Origin of the sequence: Luteimonas campi, from assembly GCF_051162505.1 — a bacterium.
GTDB lineage: Bacteria > Pseudomonadota > Gammaproteobacteria > Xanthomonadales > Xanthomonadaceae > Luteimonas.
The window spans coordinates 117,255-140,466 of the sequence record NZ_JBNWEM010000003.1 but is presented as its reverse complement, the minus strand read 5'-3'; the positions used below and the strand labels follow the sequence as shown (position 1 = coordinate 140,466).

The 23,212-nt window shown below is 66.7% G+C and carries 24 protein-coding genes; 10 read left to right on the top strand and 14 right to left on the bottom strand.

Annotated elements, in window-relative coordinates:
• Window positions 1–4 precede the first annotated feature (4 nt).
• From ACQYVW_RS10545 to ACQYVW_RS10510, 8 genes are all read right to left on the bottom strand, one after another.
• Window positions 5–1,384 (bottom strand): leucyl aminopeptidase family protein, encoded by a 1,380-nt coding sequence (locus ACQYVW_RS10545; RefSeq protein ID WP_434946980.1) that lies wholly within the window; start codon window positions 1,382–1,384, stop codon window positions 5–7.
• A gap of 41 nt (window positions 1,385–1,425) precedes the next feature.
• Entirely contained in the window at window positions 1,426–2,100 is a 675-nt protein-coding gene (locus ACQYVW_RS10540; RefSeq protein ID WP_434946979.1) for a DUF1294 domain-containing protein, read from the bottom strand.
• On the bottom strand, window positions 2,097–2,813 hold the full coding sequence (locus ACQYVW_RS10535; RefSeq protein ID WP_434946978.1) for an HAD family hydrolase: 717 nt from the start codon (window positions 2,811–2,813) through the stop codon (window positions 2,097–2,099). The genes ACQYVW_RS10540 and ACQYVW_RS10535 overlap by 4 nt, the downstream gene beginning before the upstream one ends.
• Before the next feature lie 69 nt (window positions 2,814–2,882).
• Window positions 2,883–3,974, bottom strand: coding sequence for an AI-2E family transporter (locus tag ACQYVW_RS10530; RefSeq protein ID WP_434946977.1), 1,092 nt, complete (start codon window positions 3,972–3,974; stop codon window positions 2,883–2,885).
• A gap of 208 nt (window positions 3,975–4,182) precedes the next feature.
• Window positions 4,183–4,710 carry a hypothetical protein gene (locus tag ACQYVW_RS10525; protein WP_434946976.1) on the bottom strand — a complete coding sequence of 176 codons (528 nt, stop codon included), beginning with the start codon at window positions 4,708–4,710 and terminating at the stop codon, window positions 4,183–4,185.
• Complete coding sequence (locus tag ACQYVW_RS10520) at window positions 4,710–5,219, bottom strand: phage holin family protein (RefSeq protein WP_434946975.1); 510 nt, start codon at window positions 5,217–5,219, stop codon at window positions 4,710–4,712. Before ACQYVW_RS10520 ends, ACQYVW_RS10525 begins: the two co-directional genes overlap by 1 nt.
• A gap of 9 nt (window positions 5,220–5,228) precedes the next feature.
• Entirely contained in the window at window positions 5,229–5,588 is a 360-nt protein-coding gene (locus ACQYVW_RS10515) for a hypothetical protein (RefSeq protein WP_434936857.1), read from the bottom strand.
• Window positions 5,589–5,648: 60 nt separating this feature from the next.
• Window positions 5,649–7,076 carry a Do family serine endopeptidase gene (locus tag ACQYVW_RS10510; protein ID WP_434946974.1) on the bottom strand — a complete coding sequence of 476 codons (1,428 nt, stop codon included), beginning with the start codon at window positions 7,074–7,076 and terminating at the stop codon, window positions 5,649–5,651.
• Window positions 7,077–7,591: 515 nt separating this feature from the next.
• Here ACQYVW_RS10510 and ACQYVW_RS10505 point away from each other — a divergent pair.
• The 5 genes from ACQYVW_RS10505 (at window position 7,592) to ACQYVW_RS10485 (ending at window position 13,833) form a co-directional block, all read left to right on the top strand.
• Window positions 7,592–9,742, top strand: a complete 2,151-nt coding sequence (locus ACQYVW_RS10505; RefSeq protein ID WP_434946973.1) for an adenosylcobalamin-dependent ribonucleoside-diphosphate reductase — start codon at window positions 7,592–7,594, stop codon at window positions 9,740–9,742.
• Between the two features lie 147 nt (window positions 9,743–9,889).
• Window positions 9,890–10,483 (top strand): hypothetical protein, encoded by a 594-nt coding sequence (locus ACQYVW_RS10500; RefSeq protein ID WP_434946972.1) that lies wholly within the window; start codon window positions 9,890–9,892, stop codon window positions 10,481–10,483.
• Between the two features lie 99 nt (window positions 10,484–10,582).
• Entirely contained in the window at window positions 10,583–11,365 is a 783-nt protein-coding gene (locus ACQYVW_RS10495) for a TSCPD domain-containing protein (RefSeq protein WP_434946971.1), read from the top strand.
• A gap of 87 nt (window positions 11,366–11,452) precedes the next feature.
• A complete protein-coding gene (locus ACQYVW_RS10490; protein ID WP_434946970.1) occupies window positions 11,453–13,081 on the top strand; it encodes an RNA-directed DNA polymerase in 1,629 nt (542 codons plus the stop codon).
• Between the two features lie 68 nt (window positions 13,082–13,149).
• Window positions 13,150–13,833 carry a hypothetical protein gene (locus tag ACQYVW_RS10485; protein ID WP_434946969.1) on the top strand — a complete coding sequence of 228 codons (684 nt, stop codon included), beginning with the start codon at window positions 13,150–13,152 and terminating at the stop codon, window positions 13,831–13,833.
• Between the two features lie 708 nt (window positions 13,834–14,541).
• Here the strand turns inward: ACQYVW_RS10485 and ACQYVW_RS10480 are convergent.
• Together ACQYVW_RS10480 and ACQYVW_RS10475 are read right to left on the bottom strand one after the other, a co-directional pair.
• On the bottom strand, window positions 14,542–15,264 hold the full coding sequence (locus ACQYVW_RS10480) for a TetR/AcrR family transcriptional regulator (protein WP_434933635.1): 723 nt from the start codon (window positions 15,262–15,264) through the stop codon (window positions 14,542–14,544).
• A gap of 9 nt (window positions 15,265–15,273) precedes the next feature.
• Window positions 15,274–16,059 (bottom strand): siderophore-interacting protein, encoded by a 786-nt coding sequence (locus ACQYVW_RS10475; protein ID WP_492011939.1) that lies wholly within the window; start codon window positions 16,057–16,059, stop codon window positions 15,274–15,276.
• A gap of 86 nt (window positions 16,060–16,145) precedes the next feature.
• Here ACQYVW_RS10475 and ACQYVW_RS10470 point away from each other — a divergent pair, with 86 nt between their 5' ends.
• On the top strand, window positions 16,146–16,625 hold the full coding sequence (locus tag ACQYVW_RS10470) for a GNAT family N-acetyltransferase (protein ID WP_434933637.1): 480 nt from the start codon (window positions 16,146–16,148) through the stop codon (window positions 16,623–16,625).
• On the opposite strand, the gene ACQYVW_RS10465 is transcribed toward ACQYVW_RS10470, so the two are convergent.
• Window positions 16,579–17,169: a transposase gene (locus tag ACQYVW_RS10465; protein WP_434946968.1), complete on the bottom strand. Its 591-nt coding sequence runs from the start codon at window positions 17,167–17,169 to the stop codon at window positions 16,579–16,581. The two genes, ACQYVW_RS10470 and ACQYVW_RS10465, sit on opposite strands and share 47 nt — an antisense overlap.
• A gap of 174 nt (window positions 17,170–17,343) precedes the next feature.
• Between ACQYVW_RS10465 and ACQYVW_RS10460 the strand changes: the two genes are divergently transcribed.
• The 3 genes from ACQYVW_RS10460 to ACQYVW_RS10450 all read left to right on the top strand — a co-directional run bounded on the left by ACQYVW_RS10460 (window position 17,344) and on the right by ACQYVW_RS10450 (window position 19,230).
• A complete protein-coding gene (locus ACQYVW_RS10460; protein ID WP_434946967.1) occupies window positions 17,344–18,246 on the top strand; it encodes a DUF2059 domain-containing protein in 903 nt (300 codons plus the stop codon).
• Window positions 18,247–18,407: 161 nt separating this feature from the next.
• On the top strand, window positions 18,408–18,773 hold the full coding sequence (locus ACQYVW_RS10455; RefSeq protein ID WP_434947208.1) for a low molecular weight protein tyrosine phosphatase family protein: 366 nt from the start codon (window positions 18,408–18,410) through the stop codon (window positions 18,771–18,773).
• A gap of 151 nt (window positions 18,774–18,924) precedes the next feature.
• Entirely contained in the window at window positions 18,925–19,230 is a 306-nt protein-coding gene (locus ACQYVW_RS10450) for an antibiotic biosynthesis monooxygenase family protein (protein WP_434933642.1), read from the top strand.
• 151 nt (window positions 19,231–19,381) lie between these two features.
• Here the strand turns inward: ACQYVW_RS10450 and ACQYVW_RS10445 are convergent, their stop codons facing one another.
• Window positions 19,382–20,668, bottom strand: coding sequence for a type II toxin-antitoxin system HipA family toxin (locus ACQYVW_RS10445; protein ID WP_434946966.1), 1,287 nt, complete (start codon window positions 20,666–20,668; stop codon window positions 19,382–19,384).
• Window positions 20,665–20,991, bottom strand: coding sequence for a helix-turn-helix domain-containing protein (locus tag ACQYVW_RS10440; RefSeq protein WP_434946965.1), 327 nt, complete (start codon window positions 20,989–20,991; stop codon window positions 20,665–20,667). The genes ACQYVW_RS10445 and ACQYVW_RS10440 overlap by 4 nt, the downstream gene beginning before the upstream one ends.
• Window positions 20,992–21,578: 587 nt before the next feature.
• On the opposite strand from ACQYVW_RS10440, the gene ACQYVW_RS10435 reads away from it, so the two are divergent.
• Window positions 21,579–22,397: a CPBP family glutamic-type intramembrane protease gene (locus ACQYVW_RS10435; protein WP_434946964.1), complete on the top strand. Its 819-nt coding sequence runs from the start codon at window positions 21,579–21,581 to the stop codon at window positions 22,395–22,397.
• Here ACQYVW_RS10435 and ACQYVW_RS10430 read toward each other — a convergent pair.
• The gene (locus ACQYVW_RS10430; RefSeq protein WP_434946963.1) at window positions 22,394–23,101 is read right to left on the bottom strand and encodes a transposase; all 708 of its coding nucleotides are present in this window, start codon (window positions 23,099–23,101) and stop codon (window positions 22,394–22,396) included. The two genes, ACQYVW_RS10435 and ACQYVW_RS10430, sit on opposite strands and share 4 nt — an antisense overlap.
• Window positions 23,102–23,212 lie beyond the last annotated feature (111 nt).

Sequence of the window (23,212 nt, the reverse complement as noted above, 5' to 3'; positions counted from 1 at the left end):
TTCTTCAGCCGTCGTAGCGCGCGCGCAGCATCTCGAACGCCGCGCGCAGCCCCAGGGCCTCGCCGCCGGCCGGACGCCCCGGGCGGGCGCTGTCGTTCCAGGCGTAGACGTCCAGGTGGGCCCAGGGCGTGCCCTCGGGCACGAAGCGCTCCAGGTACAGGGCGGCGGTGACCGCGCCGGCCATGCGCGAGCCGGCGTTGGCCATGTCGGCGATGTTGCTGGTGAGATAGCGCAGGTAGGGCCGCCACAGCGGCATGCGCCACACCGGATCGCGCGTGCGCTCGCCCGCCGCGATCCAGTCGCCGGCCAGCGCGTCGTCGTTGGCGAACAGCGCGGGCAGGTCCGGCCCCAGCGCGATGCGCGCCGCGCCGGTGAGCGTGGCGAAATCCAGGATCAGCGCCGGCGACAGCTCGCCCGCCAGGGTCAGCGCATCGCACAGCACGATGCGGCCTTCGGCATCGGTGTTGTCGACCTCGACGCTCACGCCCTTGCGCGTGGCGATCACTTCGCCGGGACGGTAGGCATCGGGGCCGATGGCGTTCTCCACCGCAGGCACCAGCAAGGTCAGGCGCAGCTTCAGGCCGCTGGCCATCAGCAGGCCGGCCAGCGCGATCGCGTGCGCGGCGCCGCCCATGTCCTTCTTCATGTTGCGCATGCCGTCGGCAGGCTTGATGTCCAGGCCGCCGGTGTCGAAGCACACGCCCTTGCCGACCACCACCACGTGCGGATGCGCCGCATCGCCGAAGTCCAGGCGCAGCAGGCGCGGGGCACGGTGCGAGGCGCGACCCACGGCGTGGATGGCGGGGAAGTTCTGCGCCAGCAGCGCGTCGCCGACGATGCTCTCGAACCGCGCGCCATGCGCCTGCGCCAGCGCGCGCACCTCGTCCTCGAGCTGCTCGGGGCCCATGTCCTCGGTCGGGGTGTTGACCAGGTCGCGGACCCGCGCGCAGGCCTCCAGCACATGGCCCGCCAGTGCATCCGGCGCCGGCAGCGCCAGCCGTGCGGGCGCGCGGCCGCCGGACTTGTAGCGGCTGTAGCGGTAGGCGCCCAGGCCCCAGCCCAGCTGCAGCGCCGCGGCATGCGCGTCGGGCAGCGCGCCGGCCGGCGCCCAGTCGCCCTCGGGCAGCGTCATCGGCCCATGCGCATAGGAGTAGGCATCCAGCGGATCGCCGATGCCCAGCACCGCGCCCGCGATGCCGTCCTCGCCCGGCAGCAGCGCCTGGGTGCCGGCGCCGGCCTTGAACTGCTGGCCCTGCAGCCAGGCGCGCACGGCAGGCGGCTGCGCATCGAGCCAGGCCGGATAGGCGGCGACGTCCAGCACGTGCAGCGGTCGCGCGGAGGCCGCGTCGGACGCAAAGCCGGGAGGAAGCGGGGAAACGGTCATGGACAACTCCAAGCGGAATACGGGAAACGGGCGGGCTTAAGTCAGCCCGGCAGCGCCTGCAGCAGCGCGGCCAGGCGGCCACTGCGCAGCAGCCAGGCGAAGGCCGCGATATTGAGCGCCACCGTGATCCAGAACGCCACCCGGAACGCCGGCTTGCTCGACTTGTGCCGCAGCACCTGCTGCGCCAGCAGGCCACCCGGCCAGCCGCCGGCCAGGTCGAGCAGGTGCAGGCTGCGCTCGGGCGTACGCCAGCGGCCGCGCTCGGCGGCGACCTTGTCGTGGCGGTAGCACAGGAACGAGACCAGGCTCATCCCCGCGTACCACAGCGGCACCGCGCCCGGCCATTCGCCCAGCAGCCAGCCGCCGGCCAGCGCCGCGACCACCAGCGCCAGCACGCCGCGGCGCGCGCCAGCCTCCAGCCCTGCGCCCGTGCGGCGCCGGCGCGAGGCCGCGCGTGCCTCGCCGCGCGCCTGCGCCTGCCGGCGCATGGCCTCGGCATTGACGAAGGACACCTCCACCGCGTTGAGCCGGCCCTGCGCATCGCGCTCGGTGCGGTAGCGGACCAGGTCGCCGTCGGCCGGACGGCGTCCGGCGCGCGCGATTGCCCGCACGTGCACGAAGGCACGCGCCGCATCGCCGGCCTGCGACTCCAGCGGGCGTACGAAGCCATAGCCGCGCGCGTCGTTCCACTGCTCGATGCGGCCGATCAGGCTCATGCGCGGACCTGCGCATCCAGCCAGTCGGCCAGCCCGGTCAGGCTGTCGAACTCCAGATCCGGCACCGGCTCGGCATGCGGCCAGCGCAGGTGGCCGCCGGGATTGTCCGGGCGCCGGATCCAGCAGCTGCGCAGGCCTGCGCGCGCCGCGCCGGCCACGTCGGTCTCGACATGGTCGCCGACATGCAGCACCAGCGACGGCGCCAGGCCCAGCCGCGCGCAGGCGGCCAGGAAGATGCCGGGCTCGGGCTTGGCCGCGCCGTGCTCGCGCGCGTGCAGCTGGAAGGCGAAGTGCCCGGCGATGCCGACCCGCTGCAGGTCGGCATTGCCGTTGCTCAGCGACACCAGCGGCACGTGCCGGGCGATGCGCTGCAGCGCATCCAGCGCATCGGGGTAGAACTCCACCCGGTTGCGCTCTGCGTAGAAGGCTTGGTAGGCCGCATCCAGCAGCGACAGGTCCGCGCCGCTGTCGCGCAGCGCGATCTCCAAGCTCAGGCGCCGCAGCGCACCCAGGTCGTGGGCCAAGTGCGGGTTCTCGCGCCAGACGCGCTCGCGCAGGCTGCGCATGGCCGCGACCGGGAACATCGTCGCCGTCTGCGGGCAGTGTTCGCGCATCCAGTCCTCGAGCACGCGCTCGATCCGGGCACCGATCGGCGCGAACGGCCACAGCGTGTCGTCGAGATCGAGGGTGATGGCGCGGACGGGGAAACTCACGCCCGCCATTGTAGGTGCAGCGGCCACCCGGACGCCGGGCCGCGGCGCGGCGGTGGCGCCAGGCGGGCGCTATTCCAGCAGCTTCGCCCAGCCCTCCATGCCCTCCACCCGCGCCAGCACCAGCTTCACGCACACCAGCAGCGGCACCGCCAGCAGCAGGCCGACGATGCCCCACAACCAGCCGAACAGCATCAGCGCCAAGATCAGCACCAGCGGCGACAGCGCCATGCTCCGCCCCAGCACGATCGGCGTCACCAGCTGGCCCTCGATGGTGTGCAGCACCAGGTACACCGCCGCCGGCAGCAGCGCCATCCACGCGTCGTCGAAGCTGACGAAACCCACCAGCAGCATCGCCAGCATCCCGATCAGCGGCCCGACATAGGGCGCGAAGTTGAGCAGCGCCACCATCGTGCCCCACAGCAGCGCCTCGGACAGGCGGATGTCCATCAGCACCAGGGCCACCGCGAACAGCAGGCCCACCACCGTGTTGATCAGGCTGATGGTGAGCACATAGCGCGAGACCTCGCGTTCGATCGACTGCAGGATCTCGACGGTGAACTTCTTCTGCTGCCGCCCCGGCAGCAGCGCGATCGCGTTGCGCTGCAGGTTGACCCCATAGACCATGAAGAAGAACGTCAGCAGCACCACCGCCAGCAGCGAGGCGAGCAGGCGCGGCGTCTCGGTGAGCATGCGGTAGGGGTCGGGCGCGGTCTGTACCACCTGCGGCCGGCGGCCGTTGTCGCCACCCGCGGCGCGGGCGAAGGTCTCGGCGGCCTTGTTGGCCTCCAGCACCGGCTTGGTGAATTCGCGCAGCTTGGGCGCCAGCTGGCGCAGTGCCCGTGGCGCCTCGCTCGCCCAGGCGACCGCCGAGGGCGCCATCTGGTAGGCCAGGGTGCCGGCGCCGGCCAGGCCGCCGAGCAGCACCAACAGCGCGGCCAGGAAGCGCGGCACCCACAGCCGGCGCAGCAGGCGGATGACCGGGTTGCCCACCATGGCGAAGAACATCGCCAGCAGGACCGGCAGAATCACGTCCTGCGCCGCCCACAGCGTGTAGCCCACCGCCAGCGTGGCCAGCACCACCAGCGCGGTCGAACCTCGCGGCCGCGCAGGCGGCGCGGGCTGCTCGGCGGCGGGCAGGGTCGGCGTGGCGTCGTGGGGCATGGCGTCGCGGCGCTAGGAGGCCCGCGATCATCGTCCGCGGCGATGGAGGGCCGCGTGATGGAGGCCCGCGCCCGCATCGACGGCGGCAAGCCCGATGCGGCAGCGGGCGCGTGCACGGCGCACTCGCGCATCTCGCGCCTTCAACGCCGCGCGGACACATCCCTTCAAATACGGCTGGACTCTCGCCCTTGCGCCGTGCGGGCGCGGCTCAGCGCTCCGACAGCTCCGTCGCCGCTTCGGCCGGGCGCGGTGCGCTCTCCCACTGGGGGTCGGCACGGCGACGCGCCTCGGACACGCCCGGCCGGTGCGCGGCGATCGTCGCCGCAGCCGCCTGCGCATGCGCCGCCGCGGCAGCGGCCTCGGGCGCGCCACCCGCAGTTGCCGATGCCGCCACGCCCGCCGTATCGGCCGCGACCTCGGCCGCCACGCCCGCGTCGCCGGCAGCGACCTCGGCGGTGCGCGCCGCATCCTTGGCCTTGAACGAAGCCGCCAGGCTCCACAGGCTGGTGCCGATCTGTACCAAGCGCGAAGCCGGCAGTCCCGCTACCCGCCGCACCGGCCGCACGCGCCCCGTCGCGAACCCGGTCAGCAGGCCGGCCAGCACGATGCGCGTCGGCGTCCAGCCTTCGCGCCAACTGCTGCGCAGGCCCTGCCACGAGGCGCGGGCATGCGCATGGCGCTGCTCGAGCGAAGCCTCACGCTCGCGCACCCGCTGCACCAGATCGTCGAAGCGCATCACTCCACTCCCTGCGCCGCCGCGGCCGCGGGCGCGGGCGGCGCCGTTCCCGCATCGGCGGCGGCCTCACCTTTGTGGCGCAGCCGCGACAGCTGGCGCCGGGTCGCGCGCATGTCCATGTGTTCCAGATAGCCGCGCATGCGCCAGACGCAGAAGCCGGCCGCGGCCAGGTAGGCCACCGCCACCAGCAGCAGCGCCCAGACCCAGTCCAGCCCCAGCGCATTGAGCGCGGCCACCAGCACCACGGTCAGCAGCAGCCAGGCCGAACTGCCCAGCAGGGCGGCGACTCCGGCCCAGGCAAGGCTGCGTCCGAGCGCGCCGCGCGCCAGCGCGAAATCGGCCGCCGCCAGTTCGCGCAGGGCCGATGCGGTGCTGCGGGCACCGGCCACGGTCTCGCGGCGGGCGGCGTTGAGGTCGCGCAGCGCCTCGTCGATGCCGGGCGCCTTAGCCCGGTCGTGCCCGCCCTCGCCGGCCGGCCGGCCGGCGCTGTTGGCTGCATCCGCGTCCACGTCGGACGCTTAGTCGTTGCTGCGGGCGAGCTTGGCGATGATCCAGCCGGCCGCGAACGCCACGCCGAACGAGGCGATCGGGCGCTCGCGGATCAGGTCGGCGGCGCTGTCGATCAGGTCCTTGCCCTTGTCCATCAGCGCATCGACCTGCTCGCGCGCCACGGTGCCGCCCTGCTCCAGCGCGGCCATGCCGGCCAGTGCGGAGTCGGCGAGGTCGGCCTTGACGGTCGAGCCGCCCGCGCGCAGTTCGTCGCCCAGGGCGCCGGCGGCGCTGCGCACCGCGCTGCCCGCGTCGGTGGCGGCGGTCTTGAGGTGGGCACCGGCCTGGCCGAGGTTGTCCTTCATCGCTTCGGTCGAGGTGGGAGTCATCGCAGTCTCCTGGAATGGGGTGGCGTTGTGGCCAGTAGAGGGGGCCGGCGCTGGGGCCGGTCATTCCATGATCAGGTTCCCGACGCGTCCACCGCGTGAAATCCTGAGCACCAGCTGTTGCGGGCGCTCGGCCAATGTATCGCGGAAGCCCGCCAGGTCGCGGAACTCGCCGCTGTTGGCGGCGAAGATGTAGTCGCCCTCGCGCAGCCCGTTGCGGTAGGCGCGGCTGTCGCGCTCGATCTTGTCCACCAGCACGCCGCGCGCGTTCGGGTTCTGCCGGCGCAGCGCTTCGGGCAGGTCGGACAGGGTGGCGCCGGTGAGGCGGTCGTCGAAGCTGGCGCCGTCGCGCGGCAGCGCGCGCAGGCGCGCTGTGACGGTGCGCGGCTCGCCGTCGCGCAGCACCTCCAGCGTCATCGGCGCGTCCAGCGGCTGCAGGCCCTGCAGGTTGCGCAGCGCCACCGGATCGTCGATGCGCTGGCCGTTGGCCGACACGATGACGTCGCCGGTGCGCAGCCCCGCCGCCGCGGCCGACGAACCGCCGTGCAGGCGCGTGACCACCACGCCGCGCGCGTCCTCCAGCCTCAGGCCCGCCGCCAGGCGCGCATCCACCGCCTGGGTGTCGATGCCCAGGGTGCCGCGCTGCACGGTGCCGGTACTGGCCAGCTGCTGCATGATGTTGCGCGCCAGGTCCACCGGGATGGCGAAGCCCAGGCCGATGTTGCCGGCGGCGCTGCCGCGCGGATTGAAGCTGGCGGTATTGATGCCCACCAGCTCGCCGCGCAGGTTGACCAGGGCGCCGCCGGAGTTGCCCGGATTGATCGAGGCGTCGGTCTGGATGAAGTTCTGGTAGCCCGCGCCCGGCACGTTGCTGCGGCCCACCGCCGAGACAATGCCCGAGGTGACCGTCTGCCCCACGCCGAAGGGGTTGCCCACCGCCACCACGAAATCGCCCACCGCCAGCTGGCCGCCGGCCGCCAGCGGGATCGCGGTCAGGCCGGCGGTGGGGATGCGCATCAGGGCCACGTCGGTATCCGGGTCGGAGCCGATGAACTCGGCCTCCAGGGTGCGCCCGTCCGACAGCGTCACCGACACCTCGTCGGCGTTCTCGATCACGTGGTGGTTGGTGAGCACGTAGCCGTTGCGCGCGTCCACCACCACGCCCGAGCCCAGCGAGCGCGCGATCTGCTCCTGGCTCAGCTCCGGGAACATGCGGCGGAAGAAGGGATCGTTGCCGAACGGGCTCACCTGGCGGCGCTGCGCCGCATGCACGCTCACCACCGAGGGCGTGACCCGCTGCAGCATCGGCGCCAGCGAGGGCATGGGCTGGCCGTCCACGGCCACCGGCAGCGCCGAGACCACCGGCGCCGGGGCGGCCGCCTGCGGCGCGGCATGGGCCGGGGCCTGCACGGCCTCGCGGATGGCGGTGGCGGCGAAGCCGCCGAACGCGGCGGCGGCGGCAAGCACGAGCAGGGTGGGGGCTGGGCGCATGGTGAGGTCAGGCTGGTCGGTGGACGGGACCAAGATGGGCGCGGGGTGCCGCCCGGGCAAGCCCGGCCAGCGCAACCGGCGCGCCGCAGTGCACAAGGAACGGGTGCCGAGTGTGGTCGGAAGCGGCTCCATCGAAGCTGAACACGCCCGTTTCCAGCGGCCTGCGGGCGGTGTCGCGCGCGGCCGTCCCGATTGCATCGACGCATTGTTGACTTCACCAGGGGGCGCGCGTAGCGTGGCCCGGCCCTCCACAACATATTGGGGTCCATCCCGCAAGGCTGGCCCAAGGCGTGGGGTTTTCGGCAGAATGGCGACTCGCCATCCGCTTACACCAGAGGGGACTCGCGGATGCCTGCCACAGGGCCGCAAGGGCGCGAAAAACGAAGCATCCAGGGGGTGGGCGCGGCCACAGGCGCGCGTTCCGCTCCCATCCGTGTCGGCGCCGTTCACGGCCGGCAGCAACGATAACAACGGCCCGGGCACGTACCCGGGCAGCACCAGGAGACAACACACGCATGAGCACGGTTCGTCTGGAAGCAGTCAAGACGCACGGTGAACGGGAGATCCCGATGCAGCCCGCCTCGCAGGACATCTGGGACAAGAAGTACCGGCTCAAGACCAAGCATGGCGTCCCGGTGGATGCCGACATCGACGCCACCTGCCAGCGCGTGGCGCGTGCGCTCTCGGACGCCGAGACCACGCCCGAGAAGCAGAAGTACTGGTACGACCGTTTCCTCTGGGCGCTGCGCCGCGGGGCGATCCCCGCCGGCCGCATCACCTCCAACGCCGGCGCGCAGGAACACAAGCCCGCCACCAGCACGATCAACTGCACCGTCTCGGGCACCATTACCGATTCGATGGACGGCATCCTGGACAAGGTCCATGAGGCCGGGCTGACGTTGAAGGCCGGCTGCGGCATCGGCTACGAGTTCTCGACGCTGCGCCCGCGCGGCGCGTTCGTCGCCGGCGCCGGCGCGCACACCTCCGGCCCGATGTCCTTCATGGATATCTACGACAAGATGTGCTTCACCGTCTCGTCGGCCGGCGGCCGCCGCGGCGCGCAGATGGGCACCTTCGACGTCTCGCACCCGGACGTGCGCGACTTCATCCGCGCCAAGCGCGAGGACGGGCGCCTGCGCCAGTTCAACCTGTCGCTGCTGATCACCGACGGCTTCATGCAGGCGGTGGAAAGCGATGCCGACTGGCCGCTTGTGTTCCCGGTGAGCGACAAGGAAGCCGAGGACTTCGACCTGACCGACGCCGACAAGGTGGTCTGGCGCGACTGGCCGCATACCGACGGCTACATCGCCCGCGACGACGGCATGGTGGCCTGCAAGGTGTACGGCCACATCAAGGCCCGGCACCTGTGGGACATGATCATGGTCTCGACGTACGACTACGCCGAGCCGGGGTTCATCCTGATCGACAAGGTCAACGAGATGAACAACAACTGGTGGTGCGAGACCATCCGCGCCACCAACCCCTGCGGCGAGCAGCCGCTGCCGCCCTACGGCGCCTGCCTGCTGGGCTCGGTCAACCTCACCAAGTTCGTGCGCGACCCGTTCACCGACAAGGCCGCCTTCGACTGGGAGGAATACAAGGAAGTGGTGCGCGTGTTCACCCGCATGCTCGACAACGTGGTCGAGGTGAACGGCCTGCCGCTGCCGCAGCAGCAGGCCGAGATCCTGCGCAAGCGCCGCCACGGCATGGGCTTCCTGGGCCTGGGCAGCACCATGACCATGCTGCGCATGAAGTACGGCTCGGAAGAGTCGTGCGAGTTCACCGGCCGCATCGCCCGCGAGATGGCGGTGGCCGGCTGGGAAACCGGCCTGTCGCTCGCCCAGGAGAAGGGCCCGGCGCCGATCATGGACGAGCAGTTCGAAGTCACCGCCGAGATGCTGCGCAAGCGCCCGGAGATGGCGAAGGACGGCTGGAAGGCCGGCCAGACGATCGAAGGCCGCGTGCTGCACGCGCGCTACAGCCGCTACATGCAGAAGATCGCCGAAGTGGCGCCCGAGCTGGTCGACCAGCTGGCGCAGACCGGCGCGCGCTTCACCCACCACAGCTCGATCGCGCCCACCGGCACCATCTCGCTGTCGCTGGCCAACAACGCCTCCAACGGCATCGAGCCGAGCTTCGCGCACCACTACAGCCGCAACGTGATCCGCGAAGGCAAGAAGTCCAAGGAGAAGGTGGACGTCTGGTCGTACGAGCTGCTGGCCTACCGCGAACTCGTCAACCCCAAGGCGATGCCGTTCGCCGAAGAGGCCGACGCCAAGCTGCCCGACTACTTCATCGCCGCCGACGACATCAGCCCCAAGGAACACGTGGACGTGCAGGCCGCCGCCCAGGTGTGGGTGGACTCGTCCATCTCCAAGACCGCGAACGTGCCGACGGACTACCCGTACGAGGACTTCAAGGACATCTACCGCTACGCCTACCAGAAGGGGCTGAAGGGCTGCACCACCTTCCGCTTCAACCCCGCCGCCTTCCAGGGCGTGCTGGTGAAGGAAGCGGACCTGGCCAACACCACCTACCGATTCGAGCTGGAAGACGGCAGCGTGGTGGAGGTGAAGGGCAACGAGCAGATCGAATACGACGGCGAAACCCACACCGCCGCCAACCTGTTCGACGCCCTGAAGGAAGGGTATTACGGCAAGTTCTGACGTACCCCGCGCTCCTCCCTCTGCCGCCCGCGGGGGAGGGCCACGGCGGGGGCCGAAGATCGCTCCAACCCGCACCACCTTCGCACCACTTTCCCCGGGCCCTGCCCACCCCCGATCACCGACGCAGCACCTGACGAGGACCAACCCATGAGCAAGCGCCAACGGGTCAACGGGACCCTGAGCAGTGCCGCCGGCGCCCTGGCCGATACGGCCAAGGACATCGGCAAGACCGTGGTTCAGCGCACCGGCAAGGCAGTGGATACCGCGAAGAAGGCGGTCAAGACCGCCAGGCAGGCCGTGGTGCAGGCCGAGCGCGCGGTGGTGGACAAGGCGGGCAAGGCCAAGGTGGCGGTGAGCAAGCGCATCGCCGCCACCAAGCAGTCGCTGGCCGACACCAGCGTCGAAGCCCGCCGCGACGCCGCCGCACTGAAGAAGCGCGCCGCCGCCCGCAAGCGCGCCAACGCCGCCAAGGTGGCCAAGGCCACCGCGAAGCAGGCGCCTGCGACCAAGGCGCTGGCCGCCCCGAAGAAGGCACCGGCCAAGCAGGTCGCCCGCGGCACCGCCACGCCTGCGGCCAAGGCGCCGGCCAAGGCACCCGCAAAGGCAGCGGCGAAGAAATCCGCCAACGCCAGGCCGGCGGCCAAGGCCGCAAGCGCCAGGAAGTCCGCGGCCAAGGCGGCCGGCAAGCCGGTCACCGCTACCAAGAAAGCCGCCCCACGCAAGGCCGCCAGTACCAGCTGAGCGGCCGCCGCCGCGCCCCCGGGCACGGCGGCATCCCGGGTCGCCGCAGGGCGCCCGCCTCCCATTCCCCCGGCAACACGCAATACCAGGACCCACGCAATGGCCGTCAAGATCCAGAAGAAAATCACCGGTTACGCCGTCGTCACCCCCGAGGACAAGGAGAAGGCCGTCGCCGGCGCCTCCGTCTCGCGCGCGCAGGCCGAGGCCGAGCTGCCCAAGATGGCCGACGTGATCCAGATGCACGAGCGCATCGAGCGCCCCGAAGTGCTGATCGGCAGCACCTACAAGATCAAGTCGCCGTTGGTGGAGCACGCCATGTACGTGACCATCAACGACATCGTGCTCAACGCCGACACCGAGCACGAGCACCGCCGCCCGTTCGAGATCTTCATCAACTCCAAGTCGATGGAGCACTTCCAGTGGATCGTCGCGCTCACCCGCATCATGAGCGCCGTGTTCCGCAAGGGCGGCGACGTGACCTTCCTGGTGGAAGAGATGAAGGCCGTGTTCGACCCCAAGGGCGGCTACTTCAAGGCCGGCGGCGTGTACATGCCCTCGCTGGTGGCCGAGCTGGGCAGCATCGTCGAAGACCACCTCAAGTCGATCGGCATGCTGCACGACCCTGAGATGAGCGCGGCGCAGAAGGCGCTGATCGCGGAGAAGCGGAAGCAGTACGAAGAGCGGTCAAAAAAAAACTCTGACGTAGATGCCACGCCGGAGGACCCGGGCTATCCGGAGCCGGTGGGGGATATCGAGGTGACCGGGGACGGGACCAGCTTCCCGCCCAGCGCGACGATGTGCCACAAGTGCAGCACGAAGGCGCTGGTGATCATGGATGGGTGTGCGACTTGTTTGAACTGTGGGTATAGCAAGTGCGGGTGAGGTGCTTGCGACACATTGCTGAGTGGTAAGACCGAAAGGGCCAGTTTTCAGAAGTGAAGCTGGCCCTTCTTTACGAGAGGATGTGGCATGACAGGGGTCACTCTGGCGCACTTTCAGCGGGCAGCGGCTGATATCGGGGCAAATGGCGATAACGATACGCTGCCCTTTGACGTCGACGTGCGCTTCGTCAATGAGAGGCAAGGTGAGCTCGCGCAGGTCGCTTGGGAGTTCTATCAGCGGCTTGATCTTCCAGAGCAACAGCTAAGAGGGGCGACACGGGGACTCCCCGTCTTCTTTGAGCGCCTGTTGGTTCCAGCGGGCTCAGCAGGATTCAGAGTGTCAACCAAGATTCACCCGTTCTGGAACATATATTTGAACGGTCTAGGTGTCGCCATCGCCGAATCAAATGAACCGCATCGTCATCAAAGAGTTCACTCATACCGCTACGTAAGGGAGGGGCCAAGATTCTTCAATGTAGAAAGCTCGTGGCGAGCCTTCCGGGAAGCATGCGTCGCCGAGGTTGAACAAGCTGCTGATACGGCAATCGTCGTCCAAACGGACATCACCAGCTTCTACGAACATGTCTACCACCATCGGGTGAAAAGCCTGATTGATGACTTGTTCCCTAACGATCCCGGCGTAGCCCTCCAAGTGGACATTCTGCTAGGAAAGTTCTCTTCTGGCCGCTCATTCGGCCTCCCCGTCGGAGGTCAATGCGCCAGGATCCTAGCGGAAGTTCTGCTCTCCGAAGTCGATAAAGCTCTTGCAGATGAAGGACTGGCTTGGCACAGGTATGTCGACGACTTTGTCCTGATCACAGAGAGCCAAGAAGCTGCCTATCGAGCACTGGCTAAGCTATCCCACGCTCTCGCAGATTACGGCCTAACGCTGAATCGCAGCAAGACAACATTCCTTTCAGCTAAGCACTTTGTTTCCTACGTGAATACACAGCTGGGCGGCGGAAATGACCAAGGTGCACGCCTGCGCGAAATAGACCTTCACTTTGACCCTTATTCGGACAACCCTCGCGACGACTACGAGGAACTGCGGGACACGGTTGGAGCACTTGAGATCCAGACCTTGCTAGATCTGGAACTTCAAAAGTCGCAACCAGACACCTTCTTGGTCGCGCAGATCGGTCGCACACTGAGGCTACATTCGCCTGGGGTTGCACTAGATCTGTGCCGAACGCTACTCGCCCCACGTAACCTGCATGCGTTCAGGGCGTCATGGTCAACGATCATGCGCGGAATTGCTGCTGTCCGAGCTGACGAAGAGACGTTCAGGGAGATCTTCGATGGCTTAGATGCCATTCTCGATAGTATTCCTGCAAACTCAGGTCACCTCCTCGCTTCAGAGGCCAACTGCCTGCACTACCTGAGAACGTTGCGGTTTAGTAGAACCGAGAGGCGCGGCAGGTTCCTGCGCCAGCTGTTTCATGGGAGCAATAGCGTGACGGTTCGACGCGCTTGCATTGATTGCTGGCGACAGTGGAAGGACAGAAATAGCTTCATCTTTGCCAGAAACCTTTGGGGCGGCATGGACCCGGAGCAACAGCGAATGCTATGGCTTGGAGCTGGAAACTTTGGCGAAGATGGAAGAAGCTTCCGGCTGCAGGAGAAGAGGAACGCTATAACGTCTTGGGCGCTTGGGTTGGAGCGAGAAGATGAGGCCTTGACCTTCGCTAAGGTTTACATGAACTGGTGCGAGGCCTGACTGTGGCCCACACAATGCATCGAGACCCTCGCACGGTCGCACGCGACATCCCAAGCATCGCTGAAGCCTTGTTTCCCCAACTGGCGCCTGGCTTGGTCTTGCATCTGAATAACTCAGCTTCCCACCCGACCCTCTGCGAGGCGGTGTCCGAGGAACTGGTTGAAAATAGTTCACTTCAGCACGCGATGCTGTTTGAGTTGGCTTTCGCCGCAGGTGAGCAGTTCATCGACGGCGCAGAGGAAGTCGATTGGAATGCCGCGCTGGCTGCCGCAACTCGAAGGCAACGAAATCATTTCGATGCAAAGATTCCCGAGCTCCTTTCAGATGTCGATAAAAACATTGCCAGTTACGTGGGGACAAGCCTCTCGATAATGGTAGAAGATCTCTCGGCTGGGCGCCCTATTATCCAAGGACCGTTGATTCCTGGGTATCAGTGGATTGCGTCAGGGCGGGGCGACTTCTCTTGCGGATCCATGTTGATCGAAGTCAAGTGTGCGGCGAGGAGATTTGGCGCCGCCGACTATCGGCAGCTACTGACCTACTGGCTATTGAGTTATTCCGCGGCGATTGAGGGACGAGGCGAAGAATGGCAAGTGGGGGTGTTGATTAACCCGCGGCGAAATGAAGTCGTAGAGCTTGGGTTTGACGACCTAATCGCCACCGTTGGTGGCGGACGCAGCAAGGTTGACTTGTTGGAGCATTTCGCATGGCTGATTGGGGACCACAGCGCGAGGCGCATCGACCTAATTTGAGGGCGAAAGACCGCGGTCAGGGTGGGGCAACAAAGGGGAACGGAGTGGAGTGAACACGGCTCTTCGGACAGTGGACCTAGGGCACATACCCCAAGCTAACAAAGGGGACGGAGGTAATTAACCCACCCTTCCCTCCACTTCCTTCACCCGCACCGGCCTGCCCCTCGGCCTCACCGCGGCGGGGCGGCTGAGCGCCTTCTCGACCATCGCCTGGAAGCGCGGCTCGCTGACCTGCCCCCACTGAGCCGTACCACGTGAAGCTGTAAAGTCCGTCAACCCGAGAGGACTAACAAAGGGGACGGAGGTAATTAACCCACCCTTCCCTCCACTTCCTTCACCCGCACCGGCCTGCCCCTCGGCCTCACCGCGGCGGGGCGGCTGAGCGCCTTCTCGACCATCGCCTGGAAGCGCGGCTCGCCAAGGCCCGTTCCTGCGCCATGTAGGTACGGAGGCGGCTGGTCGCCGGCATCGAGCGGCGCATGCAGCGCCACGCCGCGGCACGCGCGTCGCGCGATTCCCAGCGCCATGTCGGCTCACACAAAGGGGACGGAGGTAATCAATCCAAGGGGACGGGGTAATTAACCTGACCAGATTACCTCCGTCCCGTTCTTCTGCCCGGACCAGCTCTGACGTGCGCGAGCGGTACGAGCGGCAGCTCGGGGCGGCTGCAGCAAGCCTACGGGCAGGCGACGCTGGAGCGGGAAACCCTTAGCTCCGTACGCCGCTGTTTTCGTTCTCGAGCACCCGGTACTGAAGCGAAAGCATGGCACACAGCTCTCTCAAATTTTGTTCGTAAAAGGGTTCGACATCGGTCAGCGCGAAATCGAGTTGTCCCAGCACCTCCATTGTAAGCACGCCGCACAATTTTACCCAGCCGTTGAGGAACACATGTATCGCTGCCGCCGGCAGGCGGCCGCGGGTGCGCTCAGAATAGGCGCGTAGCTGGCTCCGCAGCGCGGGAGACAACGTGCGTGCGTCGGGTACCGGGAATGGCTTGCGTTGCCAGATGCGGGCAACCTCCTCCAGGAACAGATCTCCGAAAGCGCCGCCAGCGTCGCTGGCTTCGGCCAAGAACGGACTTGCGAAGAGGAACCGGAACTCCGCCGGATGCTCGGATGCCCAAGCTCGCAATGCCCGGCACATCGCGAGCAGGGGCGCAGCAGACGCAGGCGAGCCGGCCGCTTCGCGCACCAATGCCAATCGGCTAGCGAGGTCGCCATACAGCTGTGAAGCCAGTGCGGCGAGCAAGTCGCGGTGGCTCGGGTAGTAGCGGTAGAGCGCCGGGGCACTCATCCCCATTGTGCGCGCGATGGCGCTGATGGTGACCGCATCAGCGCCACCCTCCACCAGCAGCCGCCGCGCAATCACGCGGATCTCTGCGAGGGCGGCTTCGCGCAATCGCTCCCTGCGGTGGGGAATGGATGTAGCCATGCGGCGCGCCTAATGCAAGCCGCGCTTACCGGGCGCCCAGAAGGGCTTGACCTGAACGCTCGCTGGTTCCCACCCCTCAGCTATGAGGTGCCTGCGGACCATCTGGCATGTCTTCGCTTCGCCGGCGATGTAGGCGATGGTACCAAGCGCAGGAATCCTGGCTTCGGCGACTGCGTCCAACAGGATGCTCGAGGCTACCGGCGATGCGCCATGCCGGTACACCCGCCGAACTTCGCCATTCGGCACGTCGAGCGGCAGCGCCTCGTCAGGCCCATCGGCCTCGAGAATGGCCACCGCTGCCTCGGCCCCACCAATCGCCCTCAGCATTGGTCGGAACGCCGCCGATGCGGTTTCCTCGCCGATGAACAGATGGCGAGGTGCGCTTCCGACCAGAAAGTTGCCCTGCGGTCCCCAGAACCGGACACTATCGCCACTGCGGACATCACGCATCCAGTTCAGGCCGATGCCATCGCCATCGCTGCGGTACAAGTGCGCGCGCAGTTCGAACTCCAGCGCCTGTCTGTCCCAGTCCCAGATCGTGTAGGTACGCATGGTTTCGACTGGCCGCACTATGCCGTAGAGGGAGAAAGGGTCATGGATCTCTATGCGAACATGTTGCCCCGGCGCGTAGGCGAGCCGGGTCATGTCTGGGCAATGAATGCGGACCAGGCGCCAGCATGACCCCAGGTTCTCCGTCCGGACGACGACACCATCGGCGAAGTGCCTGGCGAAAAGGCGGGGCAGCGGGTTAAGCGCGGAGTTTCTAGCGGGTCGGCGTCGAACTGCGGCGTCCATTCCTGATCCTTGTTGGCGAGTCTGGCTTCAGTTACATGGTATAACTTAAGTTCTCCATTGTAGCAACAGGAGCGGGACGGGCTGCCATGCACATCCGCAACGCCACACCTACCGACCGCGACGCCATCCTTGCACTGGTGCCACGTCTGGCCGATCACGGCACTCCGTTTGGCCGCAACCACGATGCGATCGTCGCCGTGGACATCCAGACCGTCGCCAATGCCATCGAACAGCGCGACACGGAGGTCGAGGTCCTGGTGGCGGAGGACGAGAGCGGAATCGTGGGTTTCGTGCACGTCCGGACGGTGATCGACTACTACACGCAGGCGCCGATCGGCCATGTGTCCGACATCGTCGTGGCCGAGGGAACGGAAGGGCGCGGTGTGGGGCGCGCGCTTATCGCCGCCGCACAGGACTGGGCATGCGGCAAGGGATATCGGATGATGCAGCTGTATGTATTGCCCGAGAACGTGAGCGCGCGCGCACTGTACGAACGCATGGGCTATCGCGTCGAGTGGATCAAGCTCGTGTCGCCGCTGGGACCAAAAGGGGACGGAGCGGATTGATCTCCTCCTCGGGAACAAAGCCCAACAAAGGGGACGGAGGTAATTGATCCGTCCTCCCCTCTGCTTCCTTTGCCCGCACCGGCCTTCCCCTCGGCCTCACCGCTGCGGGGCGGTTGAGTGCCTTCTCGACCATCGCCTGGAAGCGCGGCTCGCCCAACGCCCGCTCCTGCGCCATGTAAGCGCGGATGCGCCTGGTTTCATCGGCATCCAGCGGCGCGTGCAGCCAGTCGCACCATGCCGCGGCGCGCGCGTCTCGCGATTCCCCCAGCCCCATGTAGACCGGATGCGGCGCGACCAGGGGATCCTGTGCGGTTCCCAGATGGGTGCGGACACTCGACCACGGGTATTCCTCTGGCTGCGCGACCATCGCCGCACGCACCGGGTTGAGTTCGATGTAGCGGATCACCCGCAGCACGTAGGCGTCGGTATCGACCAGGCATGACTTGAAGCGCCCCTGCCAGAGCGTCCCCACCCGGCCGTGGCGCTGGTTGAACGACTGGACGTAGGATTGCCCGGCGCGTCGCAATGCCTGCGAGATGAGCACGAAAAAGAAAAAGGGGACGGAGGTAATTAGCCGATTTAATCACCTCCGCCCCTTCATTCGCCAAGAAGCTGCATCCGGGCTGTGCACAGCGCTGCCTTTGTCAGGTAGATTCACCGCTCGCGCACACACACCTGACAGAGGGACTCAATGAGGAACGTCGCGGCCTGTTGTCTCTTGATCGCAACCGCCCTGCTTCAGGCCCGGGCTGCCGAACCCGCGGTCCCGGTGGATCGGGCCGAGGCCCTGGCCAAGGCAATGGAGTTCAGCGAGGCCTTCGAAGACAGCTTGGCCGTGTGCCGGGAAAAGGCGAGGGCTGAGGACATTTCAACGCTTGCCGCGAACTCGCCCGAGGCATTCGGAGGCATCGCTCCCGGCCATGAGCTTTGGAGCGAGGTGAGCAATCTGTACCTGGACATGTTGGCGAAGGGCTGCGCACACGCGACGGAGCCCGCCCTTGCCGCCTTCGCCGGCTCGTTGTCCGTCAGTCTGAGCGATGAGGACATCGACGCGCTCATCACGTTCTATGGCACGCCGCTCGGCCGGCGCTACGTCCGCGCCTCGCTTGCAGCCAACCGCGCGGCCGGCCTTGCGACCCATCTGTTACCGGGAAGCAAGAACGCCTACGACGAATACGTTTCGGCGCTCACCGAGCTCTTGGCTGCAAACGCCGCGCCCGTTGGTATACAGCCCGACGCCACCAGGCCGCCGGATGCCCGGCCCATCCCGTCCATCGACGATGTCGTGGCACTCAGCGACCGGGTGATGCAGTCCGTTGGCTCAGATTCGCAGGCAGCCTTCGACCTGCTGCGGCCCAACTCCATCATCGCGGCCGGACAAATGGATAATCTGGCCACCAAGCTCGGCGATGCCATGGCCAATGCCGAGGCACGGTACGGCAGCATTCTCGACTACGAGTTGCTGCGCAACGACACCGTCGGCGACAGCGTCGTGCGACTCATGTTCATTCAGCGGCGCGAGTTCTATGGGGTGAACTGGCAGTTCGTGTGGTACCGGGGCGCGGGCGGGTGGCTGTTGTCCGGGTTTCGGTTCGGCGATGATCTTGGGGCATTGTTCTAGCGGCAAAGGGACAAAGGGGACGCGAAATGGGGGAGGGAGGTGATTAATCTACTTAAGTTGCCTCCGTCCCTTTGGTCGCCTTTGGTCGGAGGAACGTTAGGTTCACTTCCACGCCGCAATAGGCGAGTGTCGATGCAGGTGACGCTTTTACGCACAACGTCCTGTTTGTCTGCGGCAAGAACCGGCTGCGCAGCCCGACCGCGGAACAGGTGTTCGCGGATTGGCCAGGGGTGGAGACCGCATCGGCCGGCACGAGTCATGACGCGGACTGCCCGGTGTCGGCCGAGCTCATCGGCTGGGCCGACTCGGTGCTCGTCATGGAGACGTCCCACCGGGCGAAGATCGCAGTCAGATTCCAGCCGCAGCTGCGCGGCAAGCGCGTCGCGGTCCTGGGCATCCCGGACCAGTACGAGTACATGGCGCCGGAGCTTGTCCAGCTGCTGCAGGAGAAGGTGCCACGCTACCTGCCGCCCCGCGCGGGCGAACAAAGCGAAACAAAGGGGACGGAGGTGATTAGTCCACTTTAATTGCCTCCGCCCCTCTTCGGTTTCGATAGCCTGCGGCCCACGAGTATAGGGCGACATCATCGATGCCCCAGCGCTTCTGCGTGATATCCCAGGTTGACTCCTGCGGCGTATAAGCGCCAGTTTGGCCACATGCCCAAGCAACGGAGATCCCATGATTGCTAGAACCTGGCATGGCCGCGTTCCGGCCGGGCAAGCCGACGCATACCACGCGTACCTGCTCCGCACGGGCCTGAGGGACTATGCGTCCACTCCGGGCAATCAAGGTGTGCAGCTCCTTCGACGCACTGAAGGCAGCGTGGCACATTTCCTCATCATCACCTTCTGGGATTCGTACGAAGCGATTCGAGCCTTTGCTGGGGACAACTACGACGAGGCGCGCTATTACCCGGAAGACGATGAGTACCTCCTGGAGCGCGAGCCACGCGTAGTTCACTACGACGTCTTGTCAACGGCATGAAGAATGGCGTCAGAAGCAGGGTCAACGTCGAATTAGTCGAACAAAAGGGGACCGAACAAAGGGGACGGAGTAGACCGATACCCCGGGGGCGGCGTGCCGCCCCGGGAGCGACCGGATGGCACGGAGGATATTCGCCGAGCCAGACCAAGGCTCAGCGGGCGCTGTCGATCACCGGCTCCATCAGGTCGATCTCCGCACCAGGTGCCCGGGCAGCCTTTGCCACCGTGCGCCAGCCGGCCACCGCTTCCCGCACCTGGTCGGCAATCTCTCCTGCCCTGGTTTTCGTGAGCCGGTAGTGCCGGTGGTCCGCGAGCGCGCCGCCCGCGTCAGGAGCGGGATCGTCACCCGCGACACCCAGGACGTGCACATCCTTGTGCGGGTTCGGGTTCACATCGAAGGCCGGGGACAGACGCCATCCCCCATCCATGCGCAGGAACCCGTGGTTGCGCAGGTGGTCATCCCGGTTGCCAACCAGGATGTTGAAGATCACCCGGCGAAAAAGCTGTTCCAGATCGTCCGCGATCGCGCCAGGCGCGCCCGACAGCCCGATCCCGTCAGCGATGTCCCGGTAGCTCACCCCCTCACTGTCGGGTGCGTTGAGCAGGGTCATGGCCGATGCGTAATGGATGCGCCGCCCCTGGTCGTCGCGATCGAAGCGCCGCACCGCAAAGGTATGGCCATTGGCCGACAAGGGCAGCAGCCTGGCATCCGGCATGGAGATGCCCGACTGCCGGGCCAGCTGCCAGGTGATGAACTCCCAGCGGCCCACATCGTATTCGTCGTTGCCCCCCGGGAACTTGGCCAGCCACAACTGCCCATCGACGCTGGTAAATCCCGACTTCGGCCGGGCGCCACCCAGGGAAGCGCCAGGGGCAATCAGCTGACGGAGCCACACCTGCTCCTCGGCGGCCAGGTCCCGGCCGGAATCCACTGCCCGCGCCACTGCCTCCAGCTCACCCAGGTGTGTCACGGGCGGGGCCGCGAGTGCCGAGTCATCCAGCCATCGGCCAGACGCCGGATCGCGCATCCGCAGCGCACCCATGCGTCCAGAGTCCGGCGAGCCCAGAAGGTAGTCCCAGGATCGCAGGCCGCGAATCCTTCGATCCTCGGCCTTTGCCCGTATCGCCTCGCGCCGCTTCATCAGGATCTTGCCCCAGCGGTCAGGGGAGCAGTCGTCGAACGCCGGGGCGATGGCATCCACCCCTCCCTCGCTGCCCATGAAGTGATGCCCCGCGTAGAGCGGCAGGGTGGCATCCAGCTGAAAGCAGCCGTTGGCACCGAACCACCCTTCGTCGTACACGAAGCTCAGCCGGTCACCACTCCGGGTGACATCGCGCAGGATCTGGCCCACCAGCACGGGCTCATCCCGCTCATGGTTGTCGTACAGCACCTCCACCGCGGTCAGGCCGGCGATGTCCAGCGGCGCCACATGGTTCATCGCGACACCGCGTGGGCAGTGGGCTTGCGGCCCTTGCGGGAAAGCTGAGCCATGGCCAGCTCGTGACCCACCTTGTCGTTGCCGGCCAGCAGGTCGATGTCACCCTCCAGCCCCAGCACTCCCAGGTAGCGAAACAGCGTCTCCATGCCCACGGAGGGATCGCCGTTCTCCAGCTTGGAGATGGTGACCCGGCCAACGCCGCATCGCTCCGCCATCAGGGACTGGCTGATCCTGCGGGCGACGCGCGCGTCGGCGAGCCGCCTTCCCAAAGCGGACACCGGCTTGCGTAGGCGGATGGGGAGGGTCTTGGTCTGGCTTCTCATGTTTGGAATAGTAAACAAAAGTCGGGCAATTGAACACTATTCTGTACAAGAATGAACAAAAGGGACGGAGGTAATTAATCCACGCCTACCCTCCACTTTGCACGTACCGGCCTGCCCTTGCCTCCTCACCGCTGCGGGCGATTGAGCGCCTTCTCGACCATCGCCTGGAGGTGCAGCTCGCCCACGCCGTCCCTGCGCCATGTAGGCCCGGATGCGGCTGGTTTGATCGGCGTCGAGCGGCACGCGCAGTCAGCGGCGCCAGGCCGCGGCACCCACATCCCGCGAGTCCCCCAGCCCCATGTAGACTGGATGGGGCACGACCAGCGGATCCCTGCGTGGCCCCAGATGGGTGCGGACACTCGGACATCGCCGCACGCACTGGGGAACGTCGCCCCCTTCGAGAATGTCGTTGGTGCAGGCGGGGGAGTCACACCCAGAAGAGCGACTTCAACGCTGCCCAGTCCATTGCTTACAAGATCTGGTCCGTTCGACGGACAGAGGAGACGGACTGGAGTGGCCGCATCTTCACCAAGCCACTTCGCGGTCCGGCTCGAGTCGAGAGTGAGGCATCAGACCCCGGACGCGTGATGAACGACAGAAAGCAGGCGTGGATCTTCATCATCTTGGTCCTTGCAGTGAGCTGGGGCTTCGAATCCTTCATCATTCTCAATGGTGGCGTCAGGCACTTTGGCCCCCTCTGGATCGTCGCCCTGATGTGCATTCCGGGCCTGCTTTCCCTTGCGTTGAGGCTCGTCAGCAAGTCGGGTTTCAGGGACGTTGGATTTCGCGTCGGGAGGAAGCGTTACTACTTCTATGCCATCGCAATCCCGCTGCTGCTGGCCTCGCTTGCGGGTGTTCTATCGACCGCCTTTGGCATCCGGAGCTTCTCGCCGATCGCCCCAGGAGCGCTCACCCAGATCGCCCCGGTCCTTCTCACCGTGCTCGGGCTTGGCGTGCTGGGCGCCTTCGGGGAAGAACTCGGATGGCGTGGATTTCTGCTGCCAAAGATGATGTCTGGGGGCTTCAGGCGTCCCTACCTCAGCTGCGGGGCCGTGTGGGCTTCCTGGCACCTTCCGCTCATCGCCTTCGGGGATTTCTACCAGACGGACCAGCCCCTGCTCATGGCGTTGGTCTATGGGTTCGGCATCATCGCCATGAGCTTCGTTTTCAGCGAACTCAGGGCATGCTCCGGCTCTGTGTGGATCGCCACGATCGTTCATGCCGCCCACAACTTCTTCTTCCAGTTCGCGTTCCCCGTATTGCTGCTGACTGTAGCCGGGCCGCATTCCGGCCTGTGGGATATCCTGGTCGGCGACACGGGCTTGTGCATCGCAGTGCTGTATCTGGCGACGTACCTTGTCCTTCGCCTTAGCGCAAAGGAGCGCAAAGGGGACGGAGGTAATTAATCCACCCCCTCCACTTCCTTCGCCCGCACCGGCCTGCCCCTTGGCCTCACCGCAGCGGGGCGGTTGAGGGCCTTCTCGACCATCGCCTGGAACCGCGGCTCGCCCAACGCCCGCTCCTGCGCCATGTAGGCACGGATGCGGCTGGTTTCATCGGCATCGAGCGGCGCGTGCAGCCACTCGCGCCACGCCGCGGTACGCACCTCCCGCGAGTCTCCCAGTCCCATGTAGACCGGATGCGGCACGACCAGGGGATCCTGCGCGGTTCCCAGATGGGTGCGGACACTCGACCACAGGTAGTCTTCCGGCTGCGCGACCATTGCCGCTCGCACGGGGTTGAGTTCGATGTAGCGGATCACCCGCAGCACGTAGGCGTCGGTATCGACCAGGCAGGACTTGAAGCGCCCCTGCCAGAGCGCCCCCGCCCGGCCGTGGCGCTGGTTGAACGACTGCACATAGGTTTGTCCGGCGCGGCGCAACGCCTGCGAGATGGCGCCGGCGCAGCCTGCGGACAGCAGCAGGTGCACGTGATTGTCCATCAGTACGAACGCGTGGATGGCGACGGCGAGCCGGCGGGTGGCTTCGCGTAGCACCCGCCGGTAGTGATGGCGATCGTCGTCGTCCAGGAAGATGGCGCAGCGGTTGACGCCACGCTGCGTCACGTGAAGCGGAATGCCGGGCAGTTCCAGGCGGGGCGGGCGGGGCATGGGGGCAGGGCAGAGGGGTGATGGTCGCCACCCTGCCCTCCCCATCGCTGGTGTGCAGTCGGATCGTTCCGCGTCCGGCTGTCGGGAATCCCTTAATTCCCTCCGTCCCTA